Source organism: Roseovarius arcticus, from assembly GCF_006125015.1.
Lineage (GTDB): Bacteria > Pseudomonadota > Alphaproteobacteria > Rhodobacterales > Rhodobacteraceae > Roseovarius > Roseovarius arcticus.
In genome coordinates this window covers 542737-567755 of the sequence record NZ_SZZN01000001.1, presented here as the reverse complement: position 1 = coordinate 567755, position 25019 = coordinate 542737, and the positions used below count along the sequence as shown (strand labels likewise).

Sequence of the window (25019 nt, the reverse complement as noted above, 5' to 3'; positions counted from 1 at the left end):
GTGGCCCCGCACGGGCCTGCGCGGGTTGATCGAGCCTAACAACAAGGCTACCACCCGTCAAAACAACCTATCCGAAAAGGCGACACTGCCATGACCACCCTATCGATATGTGTCTTTTGCGGCGCACGCGAGGGCACGCGCTCAGCCTACGGCGCCGCTGCCGATGCGCTGGGGGCCGGACTGGCACGCGAGGGGTGGCGTCTGGTCTATGGCGCAGGCGACGTGGGGCTGATGGGCCGCTGCGCACAGGCCGCGTTGCAGGCAGGCGGCGATCTGCTGGGCGTCATCCCGCAGCATCTGGTCGGGCGCGAGGCTATCGCCGACCCTTCCCACGCGCGCATCGTGACCGAAACGATGCACGAACGTAAGAAGGTCATGTTCATGAATTCGGATGCGATCGCGCTACTGCCGGGCGGCGCCGGATCGCTGGACGAGCTGTTTGAGGTCCTGACGTGGCGCCAGTTGGGACATCACACCAAGCCTGTCGTTATCATAAACGAGGGTGGTTATTGGCAGCCTCTGTTGGAGCTACTGCGCCATATCGAGGCCGAGGGGTTTGCCGGGGCCGATCTGGCGGAGGCTTATATAACGGTGCCAGATGTGCCAGCAGCCCTCGCCGCCTTGCGCGCGGCACTGCCCCGGCGCAAAGACGCGGCAGTATAAAGCGCTAACGCCGTCCAGATCAGACCAAAGGCGATGGCGTGCCACATTGTGAAAACCTCGCGAAAAATCAGTGTTGCGACCAAAAACTGAAGCGTCGGATTGAGGTATTGAACCAATCCGATAGTCGCCAAGGACACGCGGCGCGTTGCGTATGAGAACAAGATCAGCGGGATCGCCGTCATTATCCCGGCAAAGGCCAGCATCAAACTGGTCACAAAATCCGCGCCAAAGTGGCCGTCACCGCGCAGGTGCGTCATCGCAAGCCATGCAATCGCGAAGGGTGCCATCATCGCCAGCTCAGCCGTCACTGAAAGGACTGGGCCGGTGATCATGCTCTTTTTGAGTGCGCCGTAGAGGGCAAAGGTCAGCGCCAAGACCAGTGCCACCCAAGGCCCTACCTGAAGGCCGACCGACAGAACGACGACAGCCACCGCCGCCAGACCAACCGACACAAGCTGCATGGTACCCAGTCGTTCGCCGTAAAACATTGCGCCCAAGAGGACAGCAGCCAGCGGAAAGATGTAGTATCCAAGCGCCGCCTCCGTCGCATGGCCAGCGTGGATGGACCCGATGAAAACGAACCAATTGACCGAGACGATAAAGGCTGAGAATGCGACAATCATGAACGCACGCGGGGTGGACACAGCAGATGGCAGAACCCGCAGCCGACCTTGGTATTTCAGCACGCAGAGGAAAAAGATAAAGCCCCAGATTGTGCGGTGGCACAAGATCTCGAACGGCGGCACCGCGTCCAGCAGCTTGTAGTAAATCCCCGATAAGCCCCAAATCATACAGGCACCGATCATGGCGAGGACGCCCTTCACCTCATCAGTCATTCGATTGCGCCCCCGCGATAAGCGTTACCTATTGTCGCTGCTTATCGGAGGGGGGCGGCATTAGGAAGGCAGAGGCGCGTGCATGTGCGGCCTACATATCGGCAAGGTCGGCTTTGACCCGTTTTTCCACCTCATCGAGTGGATGATTGGTCAGGTCCTTGTCGATCTCAGCGATAACCTTGGCCGTGACCTCCTGATGCAACTCCGAGCGCAAGGCGCCCAGTGTCTTGGCCGCCGCGACGATGACGATGCGGTCAAATGCACCGCTATGTGCCTGTTTATAGAGGCGATCAGCAAGGTCCGAAGCAAAGCGTTCCTTGGCCAGTTCGTGCCAGTCGGTATCATCGAACGCAGATTTGTGCCCACTCGGGCTACCCTGCATCCGGCCCGGACGGTTGGCCGACTGATCTATGTCTTTGGGATTATCCTGCTCGTCGATGCGGACAACATTCAGATCGGGTGCATCTGCGTCGCCGTCATTGCGCAGAAACAACGCCTTTTCACCGTTACAAATCAGCACCCATGTCCCTGTTCTTAGCTCGATCATCGCAGGTCTCCTTCTGAAGTTAAGTCACAGGGTAAAACGGCTTGTGCGCGGGGCCGGTTCCGCCCGCACAAGAAAAAGCCCCCGGCAGACCAATCTACCGGGGGCCAAATTTGTAGCGCAATGCGTGATTACATACGGCTGGCGACGTTTTCCCAATTCACCAATGAATTCAGGAAGTTGTCCAGATACGCAGGGCGTTTGTTGCGGAAGTCGATGTAATAGGAATGCTCCCACACGTCACAGCCCAGCAAAGCAGTCTGGCCAAAGCAAACGGGGTTCACGCCGTTTTCGGTCTTGGTGATCTTGAGACTGCCATCCTTGGCCCTGACCAACCACGCCCAGCCCGAACCGAACTGGCCCGCACCTGCGGCGGCAAATTCCTTCTTGAAGTCGTCAACGCTGCCGAAGTTGTCCTTCAGCGCTTTTTCGACTTCGGAAGGCATCGCAGTTTTGCCGGGGCTCATCATTTCCCAAAACTGATTGTGGTTCCACAACTGGCTGATGTTGTTAAAGATACCGGACTGCGCGACCGCGTGGGGGTCATACGTACCGGCGATGATCTCTTCCAGCGATTTATTCGCCCACTCAGTACCCTCAATCGCCTTATTGCCGTTGGTAACATAGGCGTTGTGGTGAATGTCGTGGTGATACTCCAGCGTCTCTTTGCTCATACCGTTTCCGGCCAGAGCGTCGTGAGCATAGGGAAGATCGGGAAGTTCGAATGGCATGGGTTTGCCCCCTCTAAAATGAAAATATCTATGGCCCCTAGTTGGTAGCCTTAGAGGTGGAACGTCAAGGGGAGCTGGATAGTTCCGGCTGCCTTCCGCGCCTTCAATCGATTTCCAGATAGCGAAGTGCACAGGGGCGCCGTCATGATTGTGCGCCTACTTGCCCTATTGCCGGGGGCGCCAACCAGCGCCCAATTTAAAGAACGTCGATTGTTATCTGGCAAATCGAAAAAACTTCGCGGCCCTGAAACCATCTTTTCCGCTGATACGTGTCTGCTTGACCGGCGGTGTATCCGGCGGGCAACCAAATGGGAGGAACTTGAATGTTTATCTTGCGAAAACTATGCCTTGGCGCCGTTGGCGCGGCAGTTGGAGCATGTCTTGCGACATCTGCCGCCGCGACGACGACGAACTACCGGGCGGTACTGAAAGATATCAACAATTTTGGGGCAAGCGGTCAGGTCGACCTGCGCCTCAATGATGTCACGAATACACTCTTCGTGCGCGTGCAGGCCGCGGGACTTGATCCTAACGTACCGCACGTGCAGCACATCCACGGACTTAAAAATCCAGATGGCACGAATGGGAATTCGATCACACCAACCGCCGCCCAAGATACCGATGGTGACGGTTTCATCGAACTCGGCGAAGGGGCGGCGACCTATGGCCCGATTATCTTGCCCCTGACCGATATCAACCAGCCCGGACTGAGCGGATTTCCTACCGCTCCTGGGGGAATGATCGACTTTTCGTTCACTTACGATCTGCTGAGTTCGGCCATCTATGCCGGGTCTTTTGGGATAGTGGATCTGCTTAACCTGAAGGATCGCGAGATCGTCATTCACGGCGCTTTCACGAATTTCGCGCCGATCAACGAACTTCCCGGTCTGGGCGGGGGAATCGATCAGGACGTCTTTGGCAACCCGATCCCGGCGGCGAGAAACTACAACGCCGCATTGCCGGTGCTGGCGGGCACCATTAGCCCCGTCCCCCTTCCGGCAGCCGGATGGCTTTTGCTGACCGGCCTGGGCGGGCTGGCCGCCATGAGTAGAAGGCGGAAGAGCAGAACATCTTCTGCCCTAGTCTAGGGCCATCGAGGCTCGTGGCCCTGTCCGGTTTCCGGGCAGGGCAATAATGTTGCGGGCTGGGCGCGAAGGCTCAATCCGCGTAGTAGCGCACTTCGCTGCCCGGCGCGGTTGCGCCCTTCAGCAGGTCAAACACATATTGCGCGACCGAGCGGAAGCAGACGACGCGCGCCTCTCCATCACCGATCATCCAGATTGCGGCAGGCACCTGCGCCATGCGCGAGCGGCGGAATTGGCCTACCTTGAAGGCCTCCGGCGACATATCCACCGGCATCAGCTTGGCCAATGCCTCGCGAACCCGCGCATCCTCGCCGCTGACGCTGAACATGCAGCGCGCGTCCGACACATTGACGGCCAGATGGTGTGCATCCCCCATTCCATTGCCGATCGCGGCCAGCTTGGCGTCCACGTCCGTATAAGGGACCATGACCAGTAGCTCGTCTGGCGACATCCATGCGGTGCCACCCGTCTCGCCAAGGCTGATATGGCCCTGCTTGGGCATCTCGCCGTTTGCCGCTGCCTTCACTGCCTTCTTTAACTTGGACGCTGACAGATCGCCGCGCAGGGTGATCATGCCTTGCAGGCCCATGTCGGTGACGGTTGCAAAACCTTGCGCACTGGCGCCATTCAAGGCGCTGACTGTGTTAGACATTTTGCTTCTCCCCATCTTTGTCAAAGAATACCGCATCGACGATTTTTGCACGCATCACCGTGCCGTCGACGCGCGGAAACTCCAGCACCTCGCCCATCCGGTCCGGCCCGTTCAGGACGAGGCCCATGGCGATGCCCCGGTCAAGTGTTGGCGAATGATAAGTCGACGTAACCCGCCCTTGCGTCTGCCGCTGGCCGTTGGCGTTGGTGCCCTCGGCCGTGGCATACGCGCCATCAGGCAAAACCGCGCCGTCGACCGTCTCCAGTCCCACCAGCTTCCACCTAGTGGGATCGGTCATATGGCTGCGCTCTTGCGCACGCTTGCCAATGTAGTCTTCTTTCTTCTTGGAAATCGCCCAGTTCAGTCCCAGATCTTGCGGGATCACGGTGCCGTCGGTTTCGTCCCCGATCATGATAAAGCCCTTTTCGGCCCGCATGATGTGCAGCGCCTCGGTGCCGTAAGGCGTGATGTTGGCATCCGCCCCCGCCGCCATTAGCGCATCCCAAAGCGCACGGCCCTCGGACGCCTTGATTGCGATCTCGTAGCTCAACTCACCCGAGAATGAGATGCGGTAGACGCGCGCCTGCATCCCGCCCAGCGTGATGTCAGTCCACGCCATAAACGGCAGCGCATCGGTGCTGATGTCGTCGCCGGTCAAACGCTCCAGCGTGGCGCGTGCGCGTGGGCCGACGACTGCGATCTGGGCGTATTGCTCGGTCAGGTTAGCGACATAGACGTCCCAATCCCACCATTCGGTTTGCAGCCATTCCTCCATGTGACCATGGATCGTCTCGGCCCCGCCTGTGGTGGTGTGGCACAGGAATGTATCGTCGTCGATGCGCGCAACTACGCCATCGTCGATGAGAAACCCGTTCTCGCCGCACATCAGGCCATACCGGCAGCGGCCCGGCTTCAGCGTGCTCATCATGTTGGTGTAGAGCATGTCGAGAAACTTGCCCGCATCCTTGCCCTTGACCACCAGCTTGCCCAGCGTCGAGGCGTCGAGAATACCAAGGCTGGCACGAGTATTCTTTACCTCGCGGCTAACGGCCTGCTCAATGCTCTCGCCCGGTTGCTGGTAAGTATAGGGGCGCCGCCACTGGCCGACTGGCTCCCAATAGGCGCCGTTTTCGGCGTGCCAGTCATACAAGGGCGTCCGGCGGATCGGTTGAAACCGCTCGTCCCGCGCCTCGCCCGCGATAGAGGCCATCGAGATGGGCGTATAAGGCGGGCGGAATGTGGTCGTGCCCGTCTGCGGGATAGGTTGACCCAAAGCATCAGAAAGGATCGCAAGGCCGTTGATGTTGCTCAACTTTCCTTGATCTGTCGCCATGCCCAATGTGGTATAGCGCTTGGCATGTTCGACGGACTCGAACCCCTCCTGCGCGGCCAGCTGAATGTCCGATACTTTGACGTCGTTTTGATAATCCAGCCATGCTTTCTGACGCTTCTCTATGCCCGCACCATGCGGCATCATCCAGACGGGTGCCATGGGCGCCTCGTCATTTGCGCCCGCCTCGGGCGCATTGACAGCTTGGCCGGTATGGCCTGCCGCCTTGGCAGCGGAGGTGCCTGCGGAGGTCGCATCGGCCAGAATATCGCCCAGACCAAACGCGCCATTAGCCGCGCCTGCGGGCGTCACAAAGGCCTCGCCCGACGCGCCGGTCGGCGCTTTGTCCACATCGGGGCGAAAGGCTGCAGAGGCCTCGTCCCAGATCAGCTTGCCACCGCAATGGGACCAAAGGTGCACGACAGGCGACCAGCCACCAGACATCGCGACCACGTCGCACGCGATCTCTTCCAGCACGGCGCCCTCGCCGGCCTGCGAGCAGACGCTGACGCCGGTCACGCGCTTGCCGCCCTGAACGGACGAAATAGCGTGGCCCATCAGGACACGGATACCCAGCGCCTTGGCACGTGCCATAAGCGGGCTATCCTGCCCCGGTACGCGCGCGTCCAGTATCGCAGGGACGTCAAGGCCGTTCTCCTTAAGGGTGATCGCTGTGCGGTAAGCATCGTCGTTATTGATCACGATTACGGTGCGGTCACCAATGGATACACCGAAATCTACCACATAGTCGCGCACGGCAGAGGCCAGCATGACGCCCGGAATATCGTTCCCGGCAAAGCTGAGAGGCCGCTCAATTGCGCCTGTAGCCGTCACAATCTGAGCGGCACGAATGCGCCACAGACGATGGCGCGGGCCTGCCACGCCGGGCTGATGATCGCCTACACGCTCGTAGCCCAGCGCATAACCGTGGTCATAAACGCCAGCGCCCATGGTACGATTGCGCATGGTCACGTTGTCCATCGCAGACAACTCGGAGACGAGTTCATCCACAAACTTATCCACAGGCTGGCCCGCGACCGTGCCGCCATCGACCGGTGCGCGGCCACCCCAATGGGCTGTCTGCTCTAGCAGCATGACCTTTGCGCCTGTGGCCGCCGCAGTGCGCGCGGCCTGAAGGCCGGCGATGCCGCCGCCAATGACCAGCACATCACAGAAGGCGTAGAAATGCTCATACGTGTCGTTATCACGCTGATCAGGCGCCTTACCCAGGCCGGCAGATTTGCGGATAATTGGCTCGTACACATGCTTCCAGAAGGCGCGAGGATACATGAACATCTTGTAATAGAAGCCCGCAGGCAGAAAGCGGGCCAGCTTTGTGTTGATCGCGCCCACGTCGAAATCCAGCGACGGCCAGTGGTTCTGCGAGGTGCAAGTCAGGCCCTCAAACAGTTCAGTCGTGGTGACGCGCTGGTTCGGCTCGAAATCAGCACCGGTCCCCATACCAACGAGGCCATTTGGTTCCTCTGCTCCCGAGGCGACCACGCCGCGCGGGCGGTGATACTTGAACGAGCGGCCCATCAGCATTTGATCGTTAGCAAGCAGCGCCGAGGCAATCGTGTCGCCCTCAAAGCCCTTGAAACGCCTGCCGTTGAAGGTAAAATCGATTCTACGCGCCTTGTCTACAAGGCGCCCGCCACTTGCCAGACGTGTGCTCATGCGTTTGCCTCCGAAGCTAGGGTTAGGATGAGGTTTTGAGTATTTCTACCAAGGTAACGCATCATGCGAATTCCCTCCACGACCAGCCGGGCCGCTTGGCCGTAATAGCGTCCTTGACGTATTTCGGCGGCTCCAGTGTCTGTGCGGGATAGGTACCGAACACCTCCAGCGTGACGGTGTCGCGAGCGGCGTGAAACCATTTTCCGCAGCCATTATTGTGGCGCCAACGCTCAAGGTGGACGCCTTTGGGGTTCACTTTGGAGAAGAGATAGTCATGAAAATCGCCCTCGGACGAGCCGGGGCCAAAGCGCTTGAGATGCGCCTCACCGCCACCGTGGAATTCGGTCTCCTCGCCAGTCACGCCGCAGTAGGGGCAGGTCAGGATCAGCATTGGACAGTCTCCATCGTAAGGGGATCGCGCAGGCAGGCGGCCAACACAAAGAGGGCGCGCGCAGTGATGCGCCGCCCAAATTGCATTGGTGAAATCAGTGAAGGGTTATTCGGTGCTGACAGCACCCTCGGCCGCCGGGGCGGAATCGCTGGGACCTTCGATCGAGATATTGAGATCGTTGCTGTCGTCGGCGCCGTTGCCGCCATAGAAGAGCCATGCGAGAACGACGACCGCGACCAGAAGACCGCCGACGACGAAGGCGAGAAAGCTGTTAGAATTAGAGTTTGACTGCTGGTCGGCCATAATGTGGCTCCAAATAAATTGCGTTTAGACCCTCTAACGCCGTGCTGTGCCAAGAAGTTCCCCATCAGTGCGCCACGCCCGCTGCAACAGACTCGTCAATAAAGCGGCCTTCGTAGAAACGGTCCAGACCAAAGGCCTCGGTCAGCGGCGAATGGCCCTTGGCCATCAGCTCGGCAAAGCCCCAGCCGGAGCCGGGGATCGCCTTGAACCCGCCAGTGCCCCAGCCGCAATTGACAAAAATGCCATCCACCGGTGTTTTCGACAGGATGGGCGAGCGGTCGCCAGTCACGTCGACGATGCCGCCCCACTGGCGCAGCATTTTCAGGCGGGCGATCATCGGGAACGTCTCGACCAATGCGCGGACGGTTTCCTCGATATGATGAAATGCGCCGCGCTGGGTGTAGTTGTTGTACCCGTCGGTGCCGCCGCCGATGACCATCTCGCCCTTGTCGGATTGGCTCATGTAACCGTGGACTGTGTTGGCCATGACGACCACGTCCATGCAGGGTTTGATCGGCTCGGAGACCAGCGCTTGCAGGGCCACGCTCTCGATCGGCAGGCGGAAGCCGGCCATGTCGGCCAAATGCCCTGAGTGCCCGGCGACGACCATGCCCAGCTTGTCACAGCCGATAATGCCCCGGTTTGTGTTGACGCCGGTGACCTTGCCGCCAGATTGCTCAATGCCTGTCACTTCGCATTTCTGGATGATGTGCATGCCCATGTCCGAACACGCACGCGCATAACCCCAAGCCACCGCATCGTGGCGCGCTGTGCCCCCGCGCGCCTGCCATAGCGCACCAAGGACGGGATAGCGCGGACCGTCGATATTGATGATCGGCACCAGTTGTTTGACCCGCTCCGGGCCGATAAATTCGGTTTTGACGCCTTGCAGCGCATTGGCGTGCGCCGTCCGCTCGTACCCGCGCACCTCGTGCTGGGTCTGGGCTAGCATCATGCAGCCGCGCGGGCTGAACATGACGTTGTAGTTCAGATCCTGGCTCATCGTCTCATAGAGAGAGCGGGACTTCTCATAGATCGCCGCCGACGGGTCCTGCAGATAGTTTGAGCGGATGATCGTGGTATTGCGGCCCGTATTACCGCCGCCCAGCCACCCCTTTTCGAGGATGGCGATATTGGTGATGCCGAAATTCTTGCCCAGATGGTATGCGGTGGCGAGGCCATGACCGCCAGCACCGATGATGATGATGTCGTACTTCTTTTTGGGCTCGGGCGAGGCCCAGGCGCGGTCCCACCCTGTGTTGTTGCGAAGCGCCTCACGGGCGACGGCAAAGGCGGAGTAGCGTTTCATGCGCGGTTCTCACTCTGGTCATGGATTCGCGGGGGACTGCCCGAATGGCCCAAGGTATGCGCCCGAAGCACGCCGCGCAACATACGCCGTGCGGCGCGGAACGTGCAGTTTGCGACAATGCGCGGCAAGCCTGCGGAAGGGCTACGGGCGCTTTGCCGCGCGCATCGGCCCTTTCGCTGAGGGCAGCGCATGGTTATGTGGGCCGGGAATAGCAGGAGAGCCGCCATGATATTCTGGATCGTCGCCACGGCACTGGCACTGGGCGCGGGCGCGCTGATCGCCGCCGCGCTTGTGCGCGGGCGGGCCAGTGCCGCGCCTGCGGCCAGCTATGATCTGGCGTTCTATCGCATCCAGCTAAAGGACGTGGACAAGGATCTGGCTCGCGGCATCATAACCGAGGCCGAGGCCGGGCGTCTGCGTTCAGAGGTATCGCGCCGCATCTTGGCCGCCGATGCGCAGGTGCAGGCACATGGTGTCGATGGCGGGCAACCGCCGCGCGCCGGGGCTGCGCTTGCGGCTATTTTGGTCGTGGTCGTGGCCGGTGGCGCGTTCTGGGGCTATCTGGAGATGGGCGCGCCGGGCTACACGGATCAGCCCCGCGCCGCGCGCCTTGCCGCGTCGGACGAGGCGCGCACGGACCGATTAAACCAGTCCGAGGCCGAAGAGAGGTTTGGCCCGCCAGAGCAGAAAGCGACCCCGCCCGAAGATTTTGCCCAGCTCATGACGCAGCTACGCGCCGCCATTGAGGCGCGCCCGGACGATGTGCGCGGCCTCACCCTGCTCGCTCGCAACGAGGCAAGTTTGGGCAACACTTCTGCGGCACGCGCTGCGCAGGAACGCCTCATCGCGGCCAAAGGCGATGACGCCGTCGCCGCCGACCATGCCTTTCTCGCGGATTTGATGATTACGGCGGCAGGCGGTTATGTGTCGTCAGAGGCCGAGACCAGCCTGCGCGCGGCCTTGTCGCTGGACCCCAGCCAGAGCGAAGCGCGCTACTACCTTGGCGTCTATTACACGCAGGTTGACCGGCCCGATGCTGCCTTTCGCACGTGGGAGGCACTTTTGCAGGATAGCCCGCCCGGCGCCGTCTGGACAGCGCCCCTGCGCGAACGGATCGTAGACGCGGCGGCGCGCGCAGGTATCAATTATACGTTGCCAGACACGCCGCGCGCCCCTGCCAGCGGCATCGGCCCTACCGCCGAGCAGGTCGAGGCAGCTAAGGGCATGACCGACGAGGGCAGGCAGGACATGATCCGCGGCATGGTGGACGGCCTGCTGGCCCGCCTCGCGGATGAGGGCGGCCCGCCCGAAGATTGGGCGCGACTGATCGCCTCGCTGGGCGTGCTGGGCCAGACTGATCGCGCGCAGGCGATATGGGTTGAGGCGCAGGCGACATTTGAAGGCCGGCCCGACGCGCTGGCGATGCTACGCGAAGCGGCAGACCGCGCAGGGCTGTCCGGCGAGGATGCGGAATGATCCACGAGGATATCGCTGACTACGCCGCCGCCCTGCCCCCTATGCGCGGCCTTGTGGGCCTTGATCTGGGCGACAAGACAATCGGCGTCGCGATATCGGACGCGCTATGGTCCGTCGCCAGCCCGCACGAGACGGTGCGCCGCCGCAAATTTGGGCTGGATGCCGCGCGCCTGCTGGAAATCATCGCGGAACGACAGATCGGCGGCATCATCCTAGGCCTGCCGCGCAACATGGACGGAAGCGAGGGGCCGCGCTGCCAATCCACCCGCGCGTTTGCCCGCAATCTGGCGCGCCTGACGGACCTGCCTATTGGCTACTGGGACGAGCGTTTGTCGACCGTCGCCGCTGAAAGGGCGCTCTTGGAGGCGGATACGTCTCGCAAACGTCGCGCACAGGTGATCGATAACATCGCCGCGTCGTATATTCTGCAAGGGGTGCTGGACCGACTGGGCCACATGAGGAACGCGCAATGATGGACGGAATCGAAGGGCCAAAAGGGATCGCGGGAGAGATACCCGTCTGGACGCGCGATGAGGTGCAATCGCCCTGCATCCGCGTCTGCGTCGTACATCCCGAGGAGCGTATCTGCACCGGTTGCCTGCGCAGCATCGACGAGATTACCCGCTGGTCCAAGATGACTGATATTGAACGCTCAGCGATCATGGACGCACTACCGGACCGCGCCAGCCTGCTGCGCAAACGGCGTGGCGGACGCGCGGCGCGGCTAAAGCGCGGCAGCTAGGCCGGTAGCCCTGCCGCATGAAAGCTACTGAAACGTCGTCGCACCCTTTGCAGCGCACGTGATCGGCTTCGCTTTGCCCGTTTCATCACTTAATGTGGCCTTGTCGCCTTTGGTCCACCACGTTCGCGCGCCCGAAACATAGCGCGCGCCCGATCCTGCCACGACGTTGACAAAAATCAGATCCTCGCCCTTGAGCGGGATAAGGGCCAAAGTGTTTGCTGCGCCGTTGATATACTGCACCGACAGGTCCGTCCCGTCCGAGCAGCTGTGCCGCACAGTCGAAATCGTGCCCTTTGGACCCAGTGTCACCGGCACGGACAGAATTGCATTGGCGCTAGCAGGGCCAGTGCCGATGGCTACCGCCAAAACGATCATGGCCGGTCTCAGCGCGGTCAGAGCCGCTTGGTTGAGTGATATCATGGCGTTACTCCGAATTCGTGTCGCGCAGGACATTAGGCGCAACATTCTAAAGGGGCAAGAGGCCAATAAAATCCCCTACAATCTGCAATTAAGGCGCCGTCAGCCATTCATCGCCAAGCCCGCTAAGCTCTGGCCGAAAATATGCGATCATGCGCCCTTCTGGCCCAGTAAGAGCGCCCTCCTGCCACGGCGCAACGCCGTGCAGCGCTAGCCTGTGCACCAGCAACGCCTCGCCCGGCTGGGCGGGCAAGGCGACCCGCTTGCAACGCTCAAACACCACCTGCCGGGTCGCCTTGTAAAGCTGGGTGAGGTCGACGTCGCCCCAATCTTTAGGGGGTATGCCGCGAAATGCGTCGATGAATGCGGCGCGCATAATTTCGTGACTACCCTCCCACACCACAAGCGGGCTGGCGCCGCCTTCAGCAGGGGTCAACGGCAGACCCAAGATATAGGCGTGCCGCTCCTTCAGCATCCTCGCACGGGCTGTACCCACAGCGAGCAGGCCGTCGACATGCGCAGCATCCCGTCGTCGGCGATAGCGAAAAGCGCCCTCCCCTTCGCCCTCGCGGGGCAGAGGATAGCCGGGCCATGTCACCGACACCTGCCCCGAATGTAGTGGCAGATCACCGTAGAGGTCGCGCGCGGCGTCATACCCCGGCCCGGACAACGGGCCACTACCCGCGACATCGCCGGACGCATCGTTCGGCAACGTGTCCACGCCCACGAACCACGTCCCGCCGCATTGCAGCCACTGAGCGCGGTGCGCAGGCTCGGCCATCCGCGCCAGTGCTGCGCCCTTGGCCGCCTCCGCCCACGACGCCAGCCCTGCGTCATATCCGAACCGCGCCCAGCCCCGTGTAGCCAGATCCGTCACCAGCCCAGCGCCTTACGCAGCATATTGAGCGCGATCAGCGTCAGAAAGATGCCGAAAGCTCGCTTCAGCGGCTTGGCGTCCAGCGCATGAGCCAATTTGACCCCCAAGGGTGCAGTGAGCAGCGTCATGGCGATCACGATCAGGAATGCCGGGCCATTTACAGCGCCCAGCGTCAGAGGCGGACGGCCCTCGGGCGCGATATCCACCATCAGGAACCCAATGACCGACGGCACGGCAATCGCAGCACCAAAGCCAGCGGCAGTCGCCACAGCACGGTGGATCGGCACGCCATGAAGGCTCATCAACGGCACGCCGAAACTGCCCCCGCCTATGCCCATAAGCACTGACAAAAACCCGACAATGGGCGACATTATAGCGCGGCGCAGTCCGCTAGGCATGGTATCGCCCAGCCGCCAATGCGCCCGCCCAAACGTCATATAGATACCAACGCAGAACGCGAGGATGCCAAATATCCCCTGAAGCGTGCCCGACCGCAGCCCAGCGGCCACGACCACGCCCAGCACGGCGCCGACGGCGATGCCCGGCGCCCATGTGCGCAAGATAGACCACTCTACCGCGCCCTTGCGGTGGTGCGACAGAACCGAGCGCACAGAGGTCACAATAATTGTCGCCAGTGACGTTGCGAGGCACACCTGCATCAGCTGCGGACCACCATAACCCAGCGTCGTGAAAGCATAAAAGAACGAAGGCACCAGAATGATCCCGCCGCCGACGCCCAAGAGGCCGGCCAACACGCCCGCAAATGCGCCGATCGCCAGCAACATAGCCGCCATAGCCAGAAAAAGGGATGGATCGGGCATGGCAGCGGCTCCTTTGGCGGGCATTTGGCCGGACTAAACCGGGTTTACCGCGTGGGCGCAAACGGTATTTCAGGCCGCCTCTGCGCCTTCAAGTTGGGCCAGCGCCGCCTCGATCAGCTCTGGCCCTGCGCCGGGCAAATGCGCGCCCTCCGACAGCATCCGCCGCCATGCGCGCGCACCGGGTTGGCCAGCGAAAAGGCCCATCATATGCCGCGTGATCTGATTCATGCGCCCACCGAGGGCCAGATGAGCCTCGGCGTAGTCCATCATCGCGTACGCGGCGCCCTCGGGCTTGGTATCGGCGGTATCCTCACCAAATATCAGCCGGTCGGCGGCGCAAAGGATCTGCGCGGGCGCGTGATACGCCGCGCGCCCGACCATCACGCCATCCATGCCAGCATCCAGATGCGCCTGCGCCGCCTCAAGGCTATCTACCCCGCCATTCACAGACAGGTGCAGCGCGGGAAAGCGCGCTTTCATCTCATACACCAAATGATAGTCCAGCGGCGGGATATCGCGATTTTCCTTGGGGCTCAGCCCTTCCAGCCATGCCATGCGGGCATGGATGGCCAGCCTCGTGACGCCCGCCTCCGACACGCGCGAAATGAAATCTGGCAGTACGTCACGCGGGGTCTGATCATCAACGCCAATCCGGCATTTCACCGTCACCGGCAGGGACGTGGCGGCGCGCATCGCCGCGCAACACTCGGCCACACGAGCGGGCGATTTCATCAGCACCGCGCCGAACGTGCCCGATTGCACCCGGTCGCTGGGGCACCCGACATTCAGGTTGATCTCGTCGTATCCAGCATCCGCCCCCAGCCGGGCCGCCTCGGCCAGCTCAGCAGGGTCCGATCCGCCCAGTTGCAGCGCCACCGGATGCTCGGCCGGTCCATGCTCTAACAGGTGCAGCGCGCCGCCTCGCACCAGCGCAGGCGCGGTCACCATTTCGGTATAAAGAAGCGTTCTCCGACTTAGAAGCCGATGCAAATGGCGGCAATGGCGGTCCGTCCAATCCATCATCGGTGCCACGGAAAGCCGCGATGCTGATTTAACGTTTACCTTCATAATGTTAAAGAGCTTCCTGCGGCATTCCCGCTGTGGTCTACTTCCTGTGATTCCCTTGGTTTCCCAAGGTTTCCGGCAGTTTTCGTTGCCCAGCCGCTACTCAGTAGCAGGTTGGGTAACAGATTTCACCTCAGAGCTCGAGCCCCGCCGAAGGTAGGTTTCGCGCCCAGATCCGAGCTCTGGTCGAGATAGCCTTTATCGCGATTTCTGGCCAGATCAGAACAAACTTTTATTCTCGTTAAGGACCGCCTTGTAAGAAGATGGGAGAACGGCAGGTGGGTTGAAAGATCAATCACACAAGTCAGGAATACGTTGGCCGCGTACAAGCGGTGCTCGGTTCAGGCGTCCATAATAGATATAAAGTGGATGTTGGGCCTAGCCTGAGGTGCACCTTGTCTGTCAGACACCTGCGTTGTTCATTGTCGTCTGTTCGGCTTCATAATTAACTGGCGACGAAACACCATTGCTCATGTGCTTGCAATGGCCCTTGATGGCGCCAGATCCGATGGGGCCTGATACGAGATTTGCTAAAACGTCAGAGCACAGCCCTCAAATTGACTGCCCGTCTTTGAGGTTTCTCATGGCCCAAACCACAGCGAAAAAACTTTGTCTGGCCACGTATACGAAGACTCCCTAGCGTGGACTTGTCAGTAACCTGCCGATTTCTTGGACCTCGCAGCTGACATACAATAAAATTTTGAAGCTGCGGAGGGGAACGTTTTCGCGGTCAATGAGAATTTCCGCCCCGCCCCCGCCAAACCACGCCGAAGGAACCGCAAAGGTGAAGCCAGTATGAAAACCATCCTGTCGATCTCGGCATTGCTGGCGAGTGTGGCGTTCTTGCTGATGGGTCACGGACTACTCTTGACCCTTCTGCCTCTTCGCGGCGTTGCTGAGGGCTTCTCATCGGGCCAGCTCGGCGGGCTTGGCGCCTTTTATTTTCTGGGATTTGCTTTTGGGACGGTCGTTGGCCCACACGCGATTGGCCGGGTTGGACATATCAGAACCTTTGCCGCGATGGTTGCTCTGGTCTGCTTGGCCGTTCTGGCGCAATCGTTGCTGACTGTTCCGGTGTTCTGGTGGCTAACCCGGGCCATGACAGGGCTCGCTTTGGCGGCCCTCTATATCGTTATCGAAAGCTGGCTGAATGCCGCCGCGACCAATGAAAACCGCGGAATGGTATTTTCGATCTACACTGTCATCAACCTTGGCGTGATAACGATCGGGCAACTCTTGACCTCGACCGCTGACATCGAAGGTTTCACACTATTCGCGGTCGCCACAATGCTTCTCGTGGCCTCGACAATTCCGGTATCTCTCAGTCAAAGCCAGGCACCCGCACCGGCGCGCGCTGTCAAGCTGCGGCTTGGATACCTCTTTCGATTATCGCCGGTGGCGGTGTTTGGTGCAGTGGCGATTGGGGCTGCAAACGGTGCCTTCTGGACGCTGGGCCCGGTTTTCGCGCAAAGCGAGACAGGTGATGTAACACTTGTTGCGATTTTCATGAGCGTGACAGTTCTTGCCGGTGCGATTGGTCAGCTCCCTCTTGGCTGGCTGTCCGATCACACGGACCGGCGCAAGGTGATCCTGCTGGCAAGCATGGGCGCGGCGGTCGCCGCGGCCGGCCATGTCCTTGCTGCGCGCTACTGGCAGGTGGGCATTCTTCCCTGCGCAGCGGTGTTTGGTCTGTTCGCGCTGCCGCTCTACGCGCTTTGTGCCGCACATCTGAATGACAACGTCGAGGACGATGGATTTATCGAGGCGTCCAGTGGGTTGCTGCTGCTTTACGCGGGGGGCGCGGTGGCGGGACCATTGATCGCGTCAGCCGCGATGTCACGCTTTGGCGCGGACGTGCTTTTCCTGTTCATCAGCACAATGCACCTGACCCTTGTCGTATTTGCCGCAATCCGTATCTGCTGGCGCAAACCGGTCGCCAAGGATGACAAGGTCGCCTTTGCAGACACGCTTGTCTCCGCTTCAACCGTCGCAAACATCGAACATCGTACCGAAGTGACGGAGTAACCGGAGGGAGGGACGACCACGCTACCAACAGCGCCCGCCTCTGGAAAGCAGTCCTCAGCCATGAACATCTTCAAGTCTGAGGCCGAGCCCGCCCACCGCATTACTCCCAACTGGTCGTTTTCGCGCCGCCGTTGACCGGGAAGTGGTTGCGGTCGGGCTCACGCTCTCCCCTGACCGCCAGTTGATCTTGGTACCGTTTGAGGGCAGAGTGAATTCAACGAAAAAGGGAAAGTAGCGGGCGATGCAACGCAAGAAACTGGATTGCTCCTTGACCGACAGCTGGCTTGCCGTGATGGCACGAGCCCCATGGGCCACATTGACAATTTCATGAAGCGTCCCTTTTTCCTGCCTCTGATCTCTTTGCTTTTGCTGATCGCGGCCTGCGCCGGGCCGGAGCGTATGAGTCTGGATCGAATTTACGGTAACAACCGGAAAGCAGAGCGCATCCCTGTCATAGTCATTCCCGGCTTTATGGGATCTCGTTTGGAGGACACTAGAACGGGGCGCGAGATCTGGCCCGGCCCGTTGCTGCGCTTGGTCAGCGGGTTATCCAACACGCCCCAACGGCTGATCGCAGATATCGATCATTCGGCTGATCGCGACTTCACGCGCCCCAGCGGATTATTCTTAGAGGCCTTCGGTCAAGACTACTACCAATCCTTGGTTTCGACCCTCGAACAGGCGGGCGGCTATCAATGTGCGATGTCGGACAGATTGGATGGCCAGACAGATTGCGCGTTGCTAGCGTGGGACTGGCGACGCCACCCTACGGAAGCTGCGCAAGCGCTTGCTGAGACAATTGACCGGCTCCGCACATTGCGCAACGACCCAGACCTTCAGGTGGACGTGATTGCCCATAGTGCCGGCGGGATAGTGGCGCGGGCTTATCTCGGCGGTCTGCATCACCCCGGCGGAAAGCAGCCCGACACAGTGCGGCGTCTGGTCCTGCTGGCGGTGCCGAACCTTGGATCCATCGACGGGCTGCAAACTGCTTTGAGGGGTGCCCGGTTCGGTTTGACAAAGGTTCAACCCGAAGTAATTGCCCGTTTCCCCGGTGTCTTCTCGCTACTTCCGCATCCTCAGAGGGACTGGATGGTCGATATTGACGGGCAACGTTTCGAATCTGATCTCTACGATATTGAAACCTGGCGACGGTTCAAATTTTCGGTGTTCGACCCGGAAGTCAGAGCCAGGGTCATGACGGCAGCACCTGATGCCGCCTCAGGCCGGGCGGCGCTCGCTGCATTGGAGCGACAGGTTGCGCGGTATCTGGTCGAAGGCAAGGAATTCCATCGGTCCATCGATGGGGCTGGCATACCCTCCTCTACCCAAATCGCCTCAATCGGCAGCGGGTGTTATGAGACCCCGGCTGTCTGTTTGGTGGAGCGCGTAGGAGAGCGTGAATTTGTGCGTCTTACGCCGGACGAAATCGCCAGACCGAAACCCGGCGTAGATTACAACAGACTGATGATCGCCCCCGGTGACGGCGAGGTGACGCGTGTATCGGTATTGGGGCCCAAAGGATTCGACCCGGGTGTCGTTCGCTTTCTTTGCGTGCCCCACGCAGAGATTGCACGCGACCCAACGTTTCGCGACAATCTTCTGAACATCTTGACGGAATAGGTTTGACCGCCGTGTTCGCACGCGGCGGTGCCGAGAGGTTTGGCTCGTTCAGGGCCCGGCGATCACGCGAACGTGTCACCAAATCTCAAGATTCATCAGCATTTCGCGGCAGGGTCGCCTAGGCTCGTTCAGATTGAGACAAGTAAATTCACGAAGGATAATTCTATTTTTGTTAGACAAAAATCTACCGGACTTCGAGCATCCCGCACCACCGTTCGCAGGATCAAGGACGTTGGTCTGCCAGCATCTTCCGGATTGATCGAGAAATCAGGACGATGAGGGTCGATTCCGAAGCGTTCATGGGTTCCATCGACTATCTGTCGAGCATCTTCATCTTCGTCGTCGGCGTTGCGCTGCTGTTCATCCTAGCGCTCTTCATCCTCGACATCTGCCAGACTCGCGATGCAATCAGGCGCAATTATCCGGTCATTGGACGTTTCCGGCATATCCTTTCGCGACTGGGCGAGTTCTTTCGGCAGTATTTTTTCGCGATGGATCGCGAGGAGATGCCATTCAACCGCGCTGAACGTAATTGGGTCGGCCGCGCCTCTAATGGTGAAGACGACAAGGCGCCGTTCGGATCGACCCGGCTCTTGACGCCAGCGAGCACGCCGATTTTTGTTAACTGCCCATTTCCGACGCTGGATACGGACGCGACTGGCGCGCCCGACATGGTGATCGGTCCGTATGCGCGCGCGCCCTACACCGCCCGGTCGATCGTGAACATTTCGGGAATGAGTTTTGGCGCAATTTCCAAACCCGCGGTTTTGGCCCTGTCGCGCGGCGCGAAGATGGCTGGCTGCTGGATGAATACCGGCGAGGGTGGACTGTCGCCTTACCACCTTGATGGCGACTGCGACATCGTGTTTCAGATCGGAACTGCAAAGTTCGGAATGCGGACCGAGGACGGCGGCCTTGACAAGGATAAACTTCGCGAAATTGCGGCGACCCCTCAGGTCCGGATGTTTGAGCTCAAGCTGAGCCAGGGAGCCAAACCCGGCAAGGGCGGCATTTTGCCCGGCGCTAAGGTCACGCCCGAGATCGCAGGCATCCGGGGTCTGCCCGAAGGGAAAGACGCGATCTCGCCCAACCGTCACATTGAGGTCGACAATGTCACAGAACTCTTGGATTTCATCGCAATGTTGCGCGAGATCACCGGAAAGCCAGTGGGGTTCAAGACAGCGTTGGGCGCCTATGGCTGGATCGGCCAGATCTGCGAGGAGGTGCTTCGGCGAGGTGTCGAACACGCGCCTGACTTCATCACTATCGACTCTGGCGACGGCGGCACCGGGGCCGCCCCAATGGCGTTAATGGACAATGTTGGCTTGCCGATCCGCGAGGCTCTGCCGATGGTCGTCGACATCCTTGAGCGGCACGGATTGAAAGACCGGATCAAGGTAATCGCATCAGGCAAACTGATCACCCCGGCCGAAGTTGCATGGGCGTTTTGCGCCGGCGCAGATTTCGTCGTATCAGCGCGCGGCTTCATGTTCGCGTTGGGCTGCATTCAGGCGATGAAATGCGATCGCAACACTTGTCCCACCGGGATCACTACGCATGACCGACGTCTTCAGAAAGGTCTTGATCCGGCTGACAAGGCCGTCAGAGTGAGAAATTTCGTCGAGCAGTTGACGACATCCGTCGGCGTGATTGCGCATTCATGCGGTGTGCCGCATCCGCGCGCGCTCAAACGTTTTCACGTTCGGATCGTTCAGCCCAATGGGCTGTCAGTCCCTCTCGACGAGCTTTACGTCCCGCAGTGCCGGGCACCGAAACAGGAGCCGAAAATTGCCGAATGACCGCAAAATCAAGGCGTCCGACCTGCTGGTCCGCGCGCTGGAGAACGAGGGTGTTGACCTTATTTTTGGCCTGCCGGGAGAAGAGAACATTGATTTTCTCGACTCTCTGCGCACCTCGTCCATACGTTTCGTTTTGACCCGCCACGAACAAGGGGCGGCGTTCATGGCCGCAACCTACGGTCGGCTCACCGGCAAGGTTGGCGTCTGTCTCGCAACGCTTGGCCCTGGGGCGACAAACCTCGTCACCGGCGCGGCCTATGCACAGCTCGGTGCGTTCCCCCTGCTGATGATCACCGGGCAAAAGCCGATCCGCGCGCGACGTCAGGGTCGTTTCCAGATCGTCGACGTCGTGGCAATGATGACCCCTTTGACCAAGCACACCGAGCAGATAGTTGACGGATTTGCTATTCCATCGACTGTCCGCGACGCCTTTCGCGTGGCGCTGGAGGAACGGCCGGGTGCGGTCCATCTGGAGCTTCCCGAAGACGTCGCCCAGCAGATGGTGGCGGGGGCTCATATAATCCCCTCGGTGGCCCCGCACCGTCCGGAGTGCGCAGAAGCCGCCATTGCCGAAGCGGCCATGCTTCTGCGCGATGCCTGCCATCCGCTGATCCTTGTGGGTGCAGGCGCCAACCGCCAAAACGTCATCGCCGAGTTGTCAGCGTTGGTGAGCAAAACCGGAATCCCGTTCTTCAACACCCAGATGGGAAAGGGCGTGGTCGAGGGGTGCGCGGACCAGTACATCGGCACCGCGGCTGTGTCCGAAGGCGACCGTCTGCATGACGCAATCGCGCTGTCTGACGTGATCCTTAACATTGGACATGATGTGGTCGAGAAGCCACCATTCCTGATGCTGCCCGACGGGCCGAAGGTCATCCACCTGAACTACAATTCGGCCGAGATAGACGAAGTTTATTTCCCGCAACTTCAGGTGGTTGGCGACATCGGCACCAGCGTCTGTGCGCTGGCAGGCAGGTTGGAGCGATCAGCGTCGCACGACTTTGCCGAATTTTACGCTGTACGCGATGACATCCGTGCAAAGGCCGCCACCCAGGCCTGCGAGGCCCGCTTTCCAATGGCACCCGCGCGTGTCGTCGCCGAGGTTCGCAGTGCGATGCCGCAGGACGGGATCATTGCGCTGGATAACGGCATGTACAAAGTCTGGTTCGCAGCCAACTACCGGACCCACGTAGCGAATACCGTATTGCTCGACAATGCGTTGGCGACGATGGGCGCTGGCCTGCCGTCGGCTATGGCCGCCGCGATGGTGCATCCCGACCGCCGCGTCATGGCAATCTGCGGCGATGGCGGCTTTTTGATGAACGGTCAAGAATTGGAAACCGCGGTGCGGCTACGGCTGAACCTTGTGGTGCTGGTGCTTGACGACGCGAGCTATGGCATGATCCGGGTCAAGCAGGCCGAAGCGGGACACCCCGACTGGGGCTTGAATTTCGGCAACCCGGACTTTGTCGCTTATGCCCAAGCACATGGTGCCAAGGGCCACCGTATCAAATCCGCTGACGCTCTGGCACCGCTGATCGAAGCGTGTTTCTCAACGGGCGGCGTTCACCTGATCGATGCCCCGATCCGCTACGATCTTGCTGAGTGAACTGTCGGTGGCGCCGTCAATGCTGCGGAAGTCAAACCTGCCATACGTCTTGATGAGAACGCGAGGATGCGCGTCCATCCTGCCGCCCGCTATACGAAAGGGCTCTGCTGCTATCTCACGATTATCAGAACAATTTCAGAAACCTTTGCAACGAAACACCAGACGGATGGTTGTACTCTCACGATGCTACAATTTTTTAAACCAATTTCGGCCTGCCACCAGAGTGCTGAAAAATCTGATGCGCTTTTGGATTATGTGTCAGGCATGCCCGAAAACTGCGGGTTCGCCTGCATATGTCGATGTGCAATGGCTGTGCGCGGTTCATGAAACAGATGCGCATAACGCAAGGCCTGATCGCTGCGAAGGTCGCAGTACCGGCGCGGGAGTAGAGGACAAAACGGTCGATACCCAGATCGACAGCATCCTTGACGTGTTTGAAAACAGGAAACAGTCCAGAGGCTGACATGCCTCCGGCAAATTTATAGGACTTAAAAAATGACAAATCTCAAGAATGGCTTTGTGGCCGGTTTCGCAGCAACCGTTGTGCTGTCTGTGCTGATGGTGATCAAGGGCATGATGGGCGTGATGCCCGAGCTTGATGTGGCAGCGATGATCGCCACAATGATGGGTGCCTCGATTATTGTGGGCTGGATCGTCCATTTCATGATCGGAACGCTGGCATGGGGCGGTGGTTTCGCCGTGCTCTATGATATGATCCCCGGCAGCAGCGCCGTTATGAAGGGTATTGTATTCGGCATTGCCGCGTGGCTGGGCATGATGATCGTGGTCATGCCAATGGCGGGCGCGGGCTTCTTTGGCATGAATTTCGGGGTGATGGCGCCGGTCATGACGCTGGTGTTGCATATCATTTTCGGGGCCGTCCTTGGGAAAGTCTACGCCGCCATGCCCGCAACAGCGTAGCCCGCCGAAGCGCGGCCAGTCACGCCCACCGACATTACGTTAAAGGAGTACCCCTACCATGACCTTGAATGAGACCCAGTCAAAGCTGTGCGACGACAACCAGACCGACTTTTCGGATCTTAAGGCTGTCATTTTCAACACCAGTCTGAAAAGGGAAGAAGGGAAGTCGCACACCAAACTGCTGCTTTCTGTCGCAGGCGAGATCATGTCGCGCAACGGGGTCAGCGTGGAGCATATCCACGCGGCCTCCCACCAGATCGCCTATGGCGTTCAGCCGGATATGACCGAGCATGGTTGGGACCGGGACGATTGGCCCGCACTTTGGGAAAAGGTCGCTGCCGCCGACATTCTGATCATCGGAACGCCGATCTGGCTGGGTGAGGAAAGCTCAATCTGTCGCGTTGTGATCGAGCGGCTCTACGGTATGTCGGGGCTGCTGAACGACAAGGGCCAAAGCGTCTTTTACGGCAAGACCGGCGGTGCGGTCATCACCGGCAACGAGGACGGGATCAAGCATTGCGCGATGACAATCCTCTACGCGCTCGGGCACTTGGGCTATACGATTCCGCCGCAGGCCGATTGTGGATGGATCGGAGAGGCGGGTCCGGGTCCATCCTACGGCGATGAGATCGAAGGCGGCCCTGCTGGTTTCGACAATGACTTCACACAGCGCAATGCGACCATCATGACATGGAACCTGATGCACATGGCGCGGATGCTGAAGGACGCGGGTGGCCTGCCCAATCACGGCAACGACCGCAACGCATGGAAGGCGGGCTGCCGGTTCGACTACGAGAACCCCGAGCACCGGGTATGAGCCTGCTGAACCGCGGAACGCCGACAGCACTGCCGCACTGATTGGAGCATTCCTCCCTCCTGCTCATCGCCATGTTCCTGATGGCGTTCTGTCTCTTGGGGCATTGGTTCACCCGGACGATTGTCACGGCCCCCATGCTCGCGCTGGGGTTCGGGGCTGTTCTTGCATGGGGTGATCTGGTTCCGAAACAGATCACCCAAGATCACTTGCATGTCCTCGCCGAGATCTCGCTTGTCATTCTGCTTTTTCTGGATGCCGCCCGCATCGACATCCAGAGCCTTCTCAAGCGTCATCGCTGGCCTTTGCGCACCCTCCTTCTTGGAATGCCGCTGGCCTTTCTGGGCGGCACTATAATCTGCTGGCTGCTCTTTCCCGCTTGGCCGCTGGCCGTCGCCGCATTGATCGGCGCAATCCTCGTTCCGACCGATGCCGCACTGGGTCAGCCCGTTGTGACAAACGAGGACGTTCCAGAACGCCACCGCCGCGCGATTACGATCGAAAGCGGTCTGAATGACGGTATCGCACTGCCGGTGATCCTGATGTTGGCGGCCCTTATCGCCCCGGATGCGGCGGCGCCTGCGGGCGGCTGGGTGCTCTATACGCTTCTCCAGGTCACGCTTGGTCCACTGGTCGGCGCCGGACTGGGCGTGCTGGGCGGGGCCGGATTGCTCATGGCGCAGAACCGCGCCCTGACATCGCCCCTCTATGAGGGGATCGCCACATTGTCCCTCGCCGCTGCAGCTTATTTTGCGGCGACTGCCGCTGGTGGCAACGGGTTCATAGCCGCCTTTGCGGCGGGTGTCGGGTTTGCTTGTATCGTTCGTGACCGTTGCCAGTTCGTCTTCGACTTTACCGAAAGCGAGGGCCAGCTACTTTCATGGTCTGCCTTCTTTGTCATCGGCGCTTTGCTCGTGCCCGAGGCGGTCGCGAGCCTCGACATACCGATGGCGGCAGCAATTGCTCTCAGCCTTTCGGTCGTCCGGCCACTGGCCATCTGGATCTCTCTCATCGGCTCGGATGCTAGCCCCTCCTCCCGATTATTCATCGGCTGGTTTGGCCCGCGTGGGTTAGCAACCGCGCTCTTTGCCTTGCTGGTCGCTGAGCAGCTGGCCCCCGAACTTGGGGAATTCGTCCTGCATGTTGCGATCAACACAGTTTGGATCAGCGCATTGCTGCACGGTGTGACAGCGGTACCACTGGCCAAGGCCTTTGCTGCCCAAATATCCGGGCGCGGGCGATCAGCGCGCTGACGCGGTTGAGGCCGGAGAGTCAGCGCCCTGATCCATCCCAAAGGTTTCTCAATTAT

Annotated in this window: 24 protein-coding genes; 12 read left to right on the top strand and 12 right to left on the bottom strand. The window is 60.2% G+C overall.

What is annotated here, in order from left to right; translation table 11 throughout:
* Window positions 1-90: 90 nt before the first annotated feature.
* Entirely contained in the window at window positions 91-663 is a 573-nt protein-coding gene (locus MK6180000_RS02765) for an LOG family protein (RefSeq protein WP_138933340.1), read from the top strand.
* Here the strand turns inward: MK6180000_RS02765 and rarD are convergent.
* From rarD to MK6180000_RS02750, 3 genes are all read right to left on the bottom strand, one after another.
* The gene (rarD, locus tag MK6180000_RS02760) at window positions 582-1499 is read right to left on the bottom strand and encodes an EamA family transporter RarD (RefSeq protein WP_138933339.1); all 918 of its coding nucleotides are present in this window, start codon (window positions 1497-1499) and stop codon (window positions 582-584) included. The two genes, MK6180000_RS02765 and rarD, sit on opposite strands and share 82 nt — an antisense overlap.
* Window positions 1500-1590: 91 nt before the next feature.
* Entirely contained in the window at window positions 1591-2046 is a 456-nt protein-coding gene (locus MK6180000_RS02755; RefSeq protein WP_138933338.1) for a baeRF12 domain-containing protein, read from the bottom strand.
* A gap of 128 nt (window positions 2047-2174) precedes the next feature.
* Entirely contained in the window at window positions 2175-2774 is a 600-nt protein-coding gene (locus MK6180000_RS02750; RefSeq protein WP_138933337.1) for a superoxide dismutase, read from the bottom strand.
* A gap of 323 nt (window positions 2775-3097) precedes the next feature.
* Between MK6180000_RS02750 and MK6180000_RS20550 the strand changes: the two genes are divergently transcribed.
* Window positions 3098-3862, top strand: a complete 765-nt coding sequence (locus MK6180000_RS20550) for a CHRD domain-containing protein (protein WP_246040407.1) — start codon at window positions 3098-3100, stop codon at window positions 3860-3862.
* A gap of 70 nt (window positions 3863-3932) precedes the next feature.
* Here MK6180000_RS20550 and MK6180000_RS02740 read toward each other — a convergent pair whose 3' ends face one another.
* From MK6180000_RS02740 to MK6180000_RS02720, 5 genes are all read right to left on the bottom strand, one after another.
* Window positions 3933-4511 (bottom strand): sarcosine oxidase subunit gamma, encoded by a 579-nt coding sequence (locus tag MK6180000_RS02740; protein ID WP_138933336.1) that lies wholly within the window; start codon window positions 4509-4511, stop codon window positions 3933-3935.
* Window positions 4504-7518: a sarcosine oxidase subunit alpha family protein gene (locus MK6180000_RS02735; protein WP_138933335.1), complete on the bottom strand. Its 3015-nt coding sequence runs from the start codon at window positions 7516-7518 to the stop codon at window positions 4504-4506. Before MK6180000_RS02735 ends, MK6180000_RS02740 begins: the two co-directional genes overlap by 8 nt.
* 61 nt (window positions 7519-7579) lie before the next feature.
* Window positions 7580-7909 carry a sarcosine oxidase subunit delta gene (locus MK6180000_RS02730; RefSeq protein ID WP_138933334.1) on the bottom strand — a complete coding sequence of 110 codons (330 nt, stop codon included), beginning with the start codon at window positions 7907-7909 and terminating at the stop codon, window positions 7580-7582.
* A gap of 105 nt (window positions 7910-8014) precedes the next feature.
* On the bottom strand, window positions 8015-8212 hold the full coding sequence (locus MK6180000_RS02725) for a hypothetical protein (protein ID WP_138933333.1): 198 nt from the start codon (window positions 8210-8212) through the stop codon (window positions 8015-8017).
* Window positions 8213-8276: 64 nt separating this feature from the next.
* Entirely contained in the window at window positions 8277-9521 is a 1245-nt protein-coding gene (locus MK6180000_RS02720; protein ID WP_138933332.1) for a sarcosine oxidase subunit beta family protein, read from the bottom strand.
* A gap of 225 nt (window positions 9522-9746) precedes the next feature.
* Here MK6180000_RS02720 and ccmI point away from each other — a divergent pair, with 225 nt between their 5' ends.
* The 3 genes from ccmI to MK6180000_RS02705 are packed head-to-tail and all read left to right on the top strand — an operon-like array spanning window position 9747 to window position 11739.
* On the top strand, window positions 9747-10997 hold the full coding sequence (gene ccmI, locus MK6180000_RS02715) for a c-type cytochrome biogenesis protein CcmI (protein ID WP_138933331.1): 1251 nt from the start codon (window positions 9747-9749) through the stop codon (window positions 10995-10997).
* On the top strand, window positions 10994-11470 hold the full coding sequence (ruvX, locus tag MK6180000_RS02710; protein WP_138933330.1) for a Holliday junction resolvase RuvX: 477 nt from the start codon (window positions 10994-10996) through the stop codon (window positions 11468-11470). Before ccmI ends, ruvX begins: the two co-directional genes overlap by 4 nt.
* Window positions 11467-11739: a DUF1289 domain-containing protein gene (locus MK6180000_RS02705; protein WP_246040406.1), complete on the top strand. Its 273-nt coding sequence runs from the start codon at window positions 11467-11469 to the stop codon at window positions 11737-11739. The genes ruvX and MK6180000_RS02705 overlap by 4 nt, the downstream gene beginning before the upstream one ends.
* 24 nt (window positions 11740-11763) lie before the next feature.
* On the opposite strand, the gene MK6180000_RS02700 is transcribed toward MK6180000_RS02705, so the two are convergent.
* The 4 genes from MK6180000_RS02700 to dusA all read right to left on the bottom strand — a co-directional run bounded on the left by MK6180000_RS02700 (window position 11764) and on the right by dusA (window position 14922).
* Window positions 11764-12159 (bottom strand): MliC family protein, encoded by a 396-nt coding sequence (locus MK6180000_RS02700; protein ID WP_171054509.1) that lies wholly within the window; start codon window positions 12157-12159, stop codon window positions 11764-11766.
* An 88-nt stretch (window positions 12160-12247) separates the two neighbouring features.
* Window positions 12248-13036, bottom strand: coding sequence for a hypothetical protein (locus MK6180000_RS02695; protein WP_138933328.1), 789 nt, complete (start codon window positions 13034-13036; stop codon window positions 12248-12250).
* On the bottom strand, window positions 13030-13854 hold the full coding sequence (locus MK6180000_RS02690; RefSeq protein ID WP_138933327.1) for a sulfite exporter TauE/SafE family protein: 825 nt from the start codon (window positions 13852-13854) through the stop codon (window positions 13030-13032). The genes MK6180000_RS02695 and MK6180000_RS02690 overlap by 7 nt, the downstream gene beginning before the upstream one ends.
* Before the next feature lie 69 nt (window positions 13855-13923).
* Window positions 13924-14922, bottom strand: coding sequence for a tRNA dihydrouridine(20/20a) synthase DusA (gene dusA / locus MK6180000_RS02685; RefSeq protein WP_138933326.1), 999 nt, complete (start codon window positions 14920-14922; stop codon window positions 13924-13926).
* A 792-nt stretch (window positions 14923-15714) separates the two neighbouring features.
* Here dusA and MK6180000_RS02680 point away from each other — a divergent pair.
* The 7 genes from MK6180000_RS02680 to MK6180000_RS02650 all read left to right on the top strand — a co-directional run bounded on the left by MK6180000_RS02680 (window position 15715) and on the right by MK6180000_RS02650 (window position 24963).
* Complete coding sequence (locus MK6180000_RS02680) at window positions 15715-16944, top strand: MFS transporter (protein ID WP_138933325.1); 1230 nt, start codon at window positions 15715-15717, stop codon at window positions 16942-16944.
* A gap of 306 nt (window positions 16945-17250) precedes the next feature.
* Window positions 17251-18567 carry an esterase/lipase family protein gene (locus MK6180000_RS02675; protein WP_138933324.1) on the top strand — a complete coding sequence of 439 codons (1317 nt, stop codon included), beginning with the start codon at window positions 17251-17253 and terminating at the stop codon, window positions 18565-18567.
* 275 nt (window positions 18568-18842) lie between these two features.
* Window positions 18843-20366 carry an FMN-binding glutamate synthase family protein gene (locus tag MK6180000_RS02670; RefSeq protein WP_212751868.1) on the top strand — a complete coding sequence of 508 codons (1524 nt, stop codon included), beginning with the start codon at window positions 18843-18845 and terminating at the stop codon, window positions 20364-20366.
* Complete coding sequence (locus tag MK6180000_RS02665; RefSeq protein WP_246040405.1) at window positions 20356-21975, top strand: acetolactate synthase large subunit; 1620 nt, start codon at window positions 20356-20358, stop codon at window positions 21973-21975. Before MK6180000_RS02670 ends, MK6180000_RS02665 begins: the two co-directional genes overlap by 11 nt.
* A 495-nt stretch (window positions 21976-22470) precedes the next feature.
* Entirely contained in the window at window positions 22471-22896 is a 426-nt protein-coding gene (locus MK6180000_RS02660) for a DUF6789 family protein (RefSeq protein ID WP_138933322.1), read from the top strand.
* A 58-nt stretch (window positions 22897-22954) separates the two neighbouring features.
* Window positions 22955-23713 carry a flavodoxin family protein gene (locus tag MK6180000_RS02655; protein ID WP_138933321.1) on the top strand — a complete coding sequence of 253 codons (759 nt, stop codon included), beginning with the start codon at window positions 22955-22957 and terminating at the stop codon, window positions 23711-23713.
* A 41-nt stretch (window positions 23714-23754) separates the two neighbouring features.
* Window positions 23755-24963 carry a cation:proton antiporter domain-containing protein gene (locus MK6180000_RS02650; protein ID WP_212751867.1) on the top strand — a complete coding sequence of 403 codons (1209 nt, stop codon included), beginning with the start codon at window positions 23755-23757 and terminating at the stop codon, window positions 24961-24963.
* Window positions 24964-25019 lie beyond the last annotated feature (56 nt).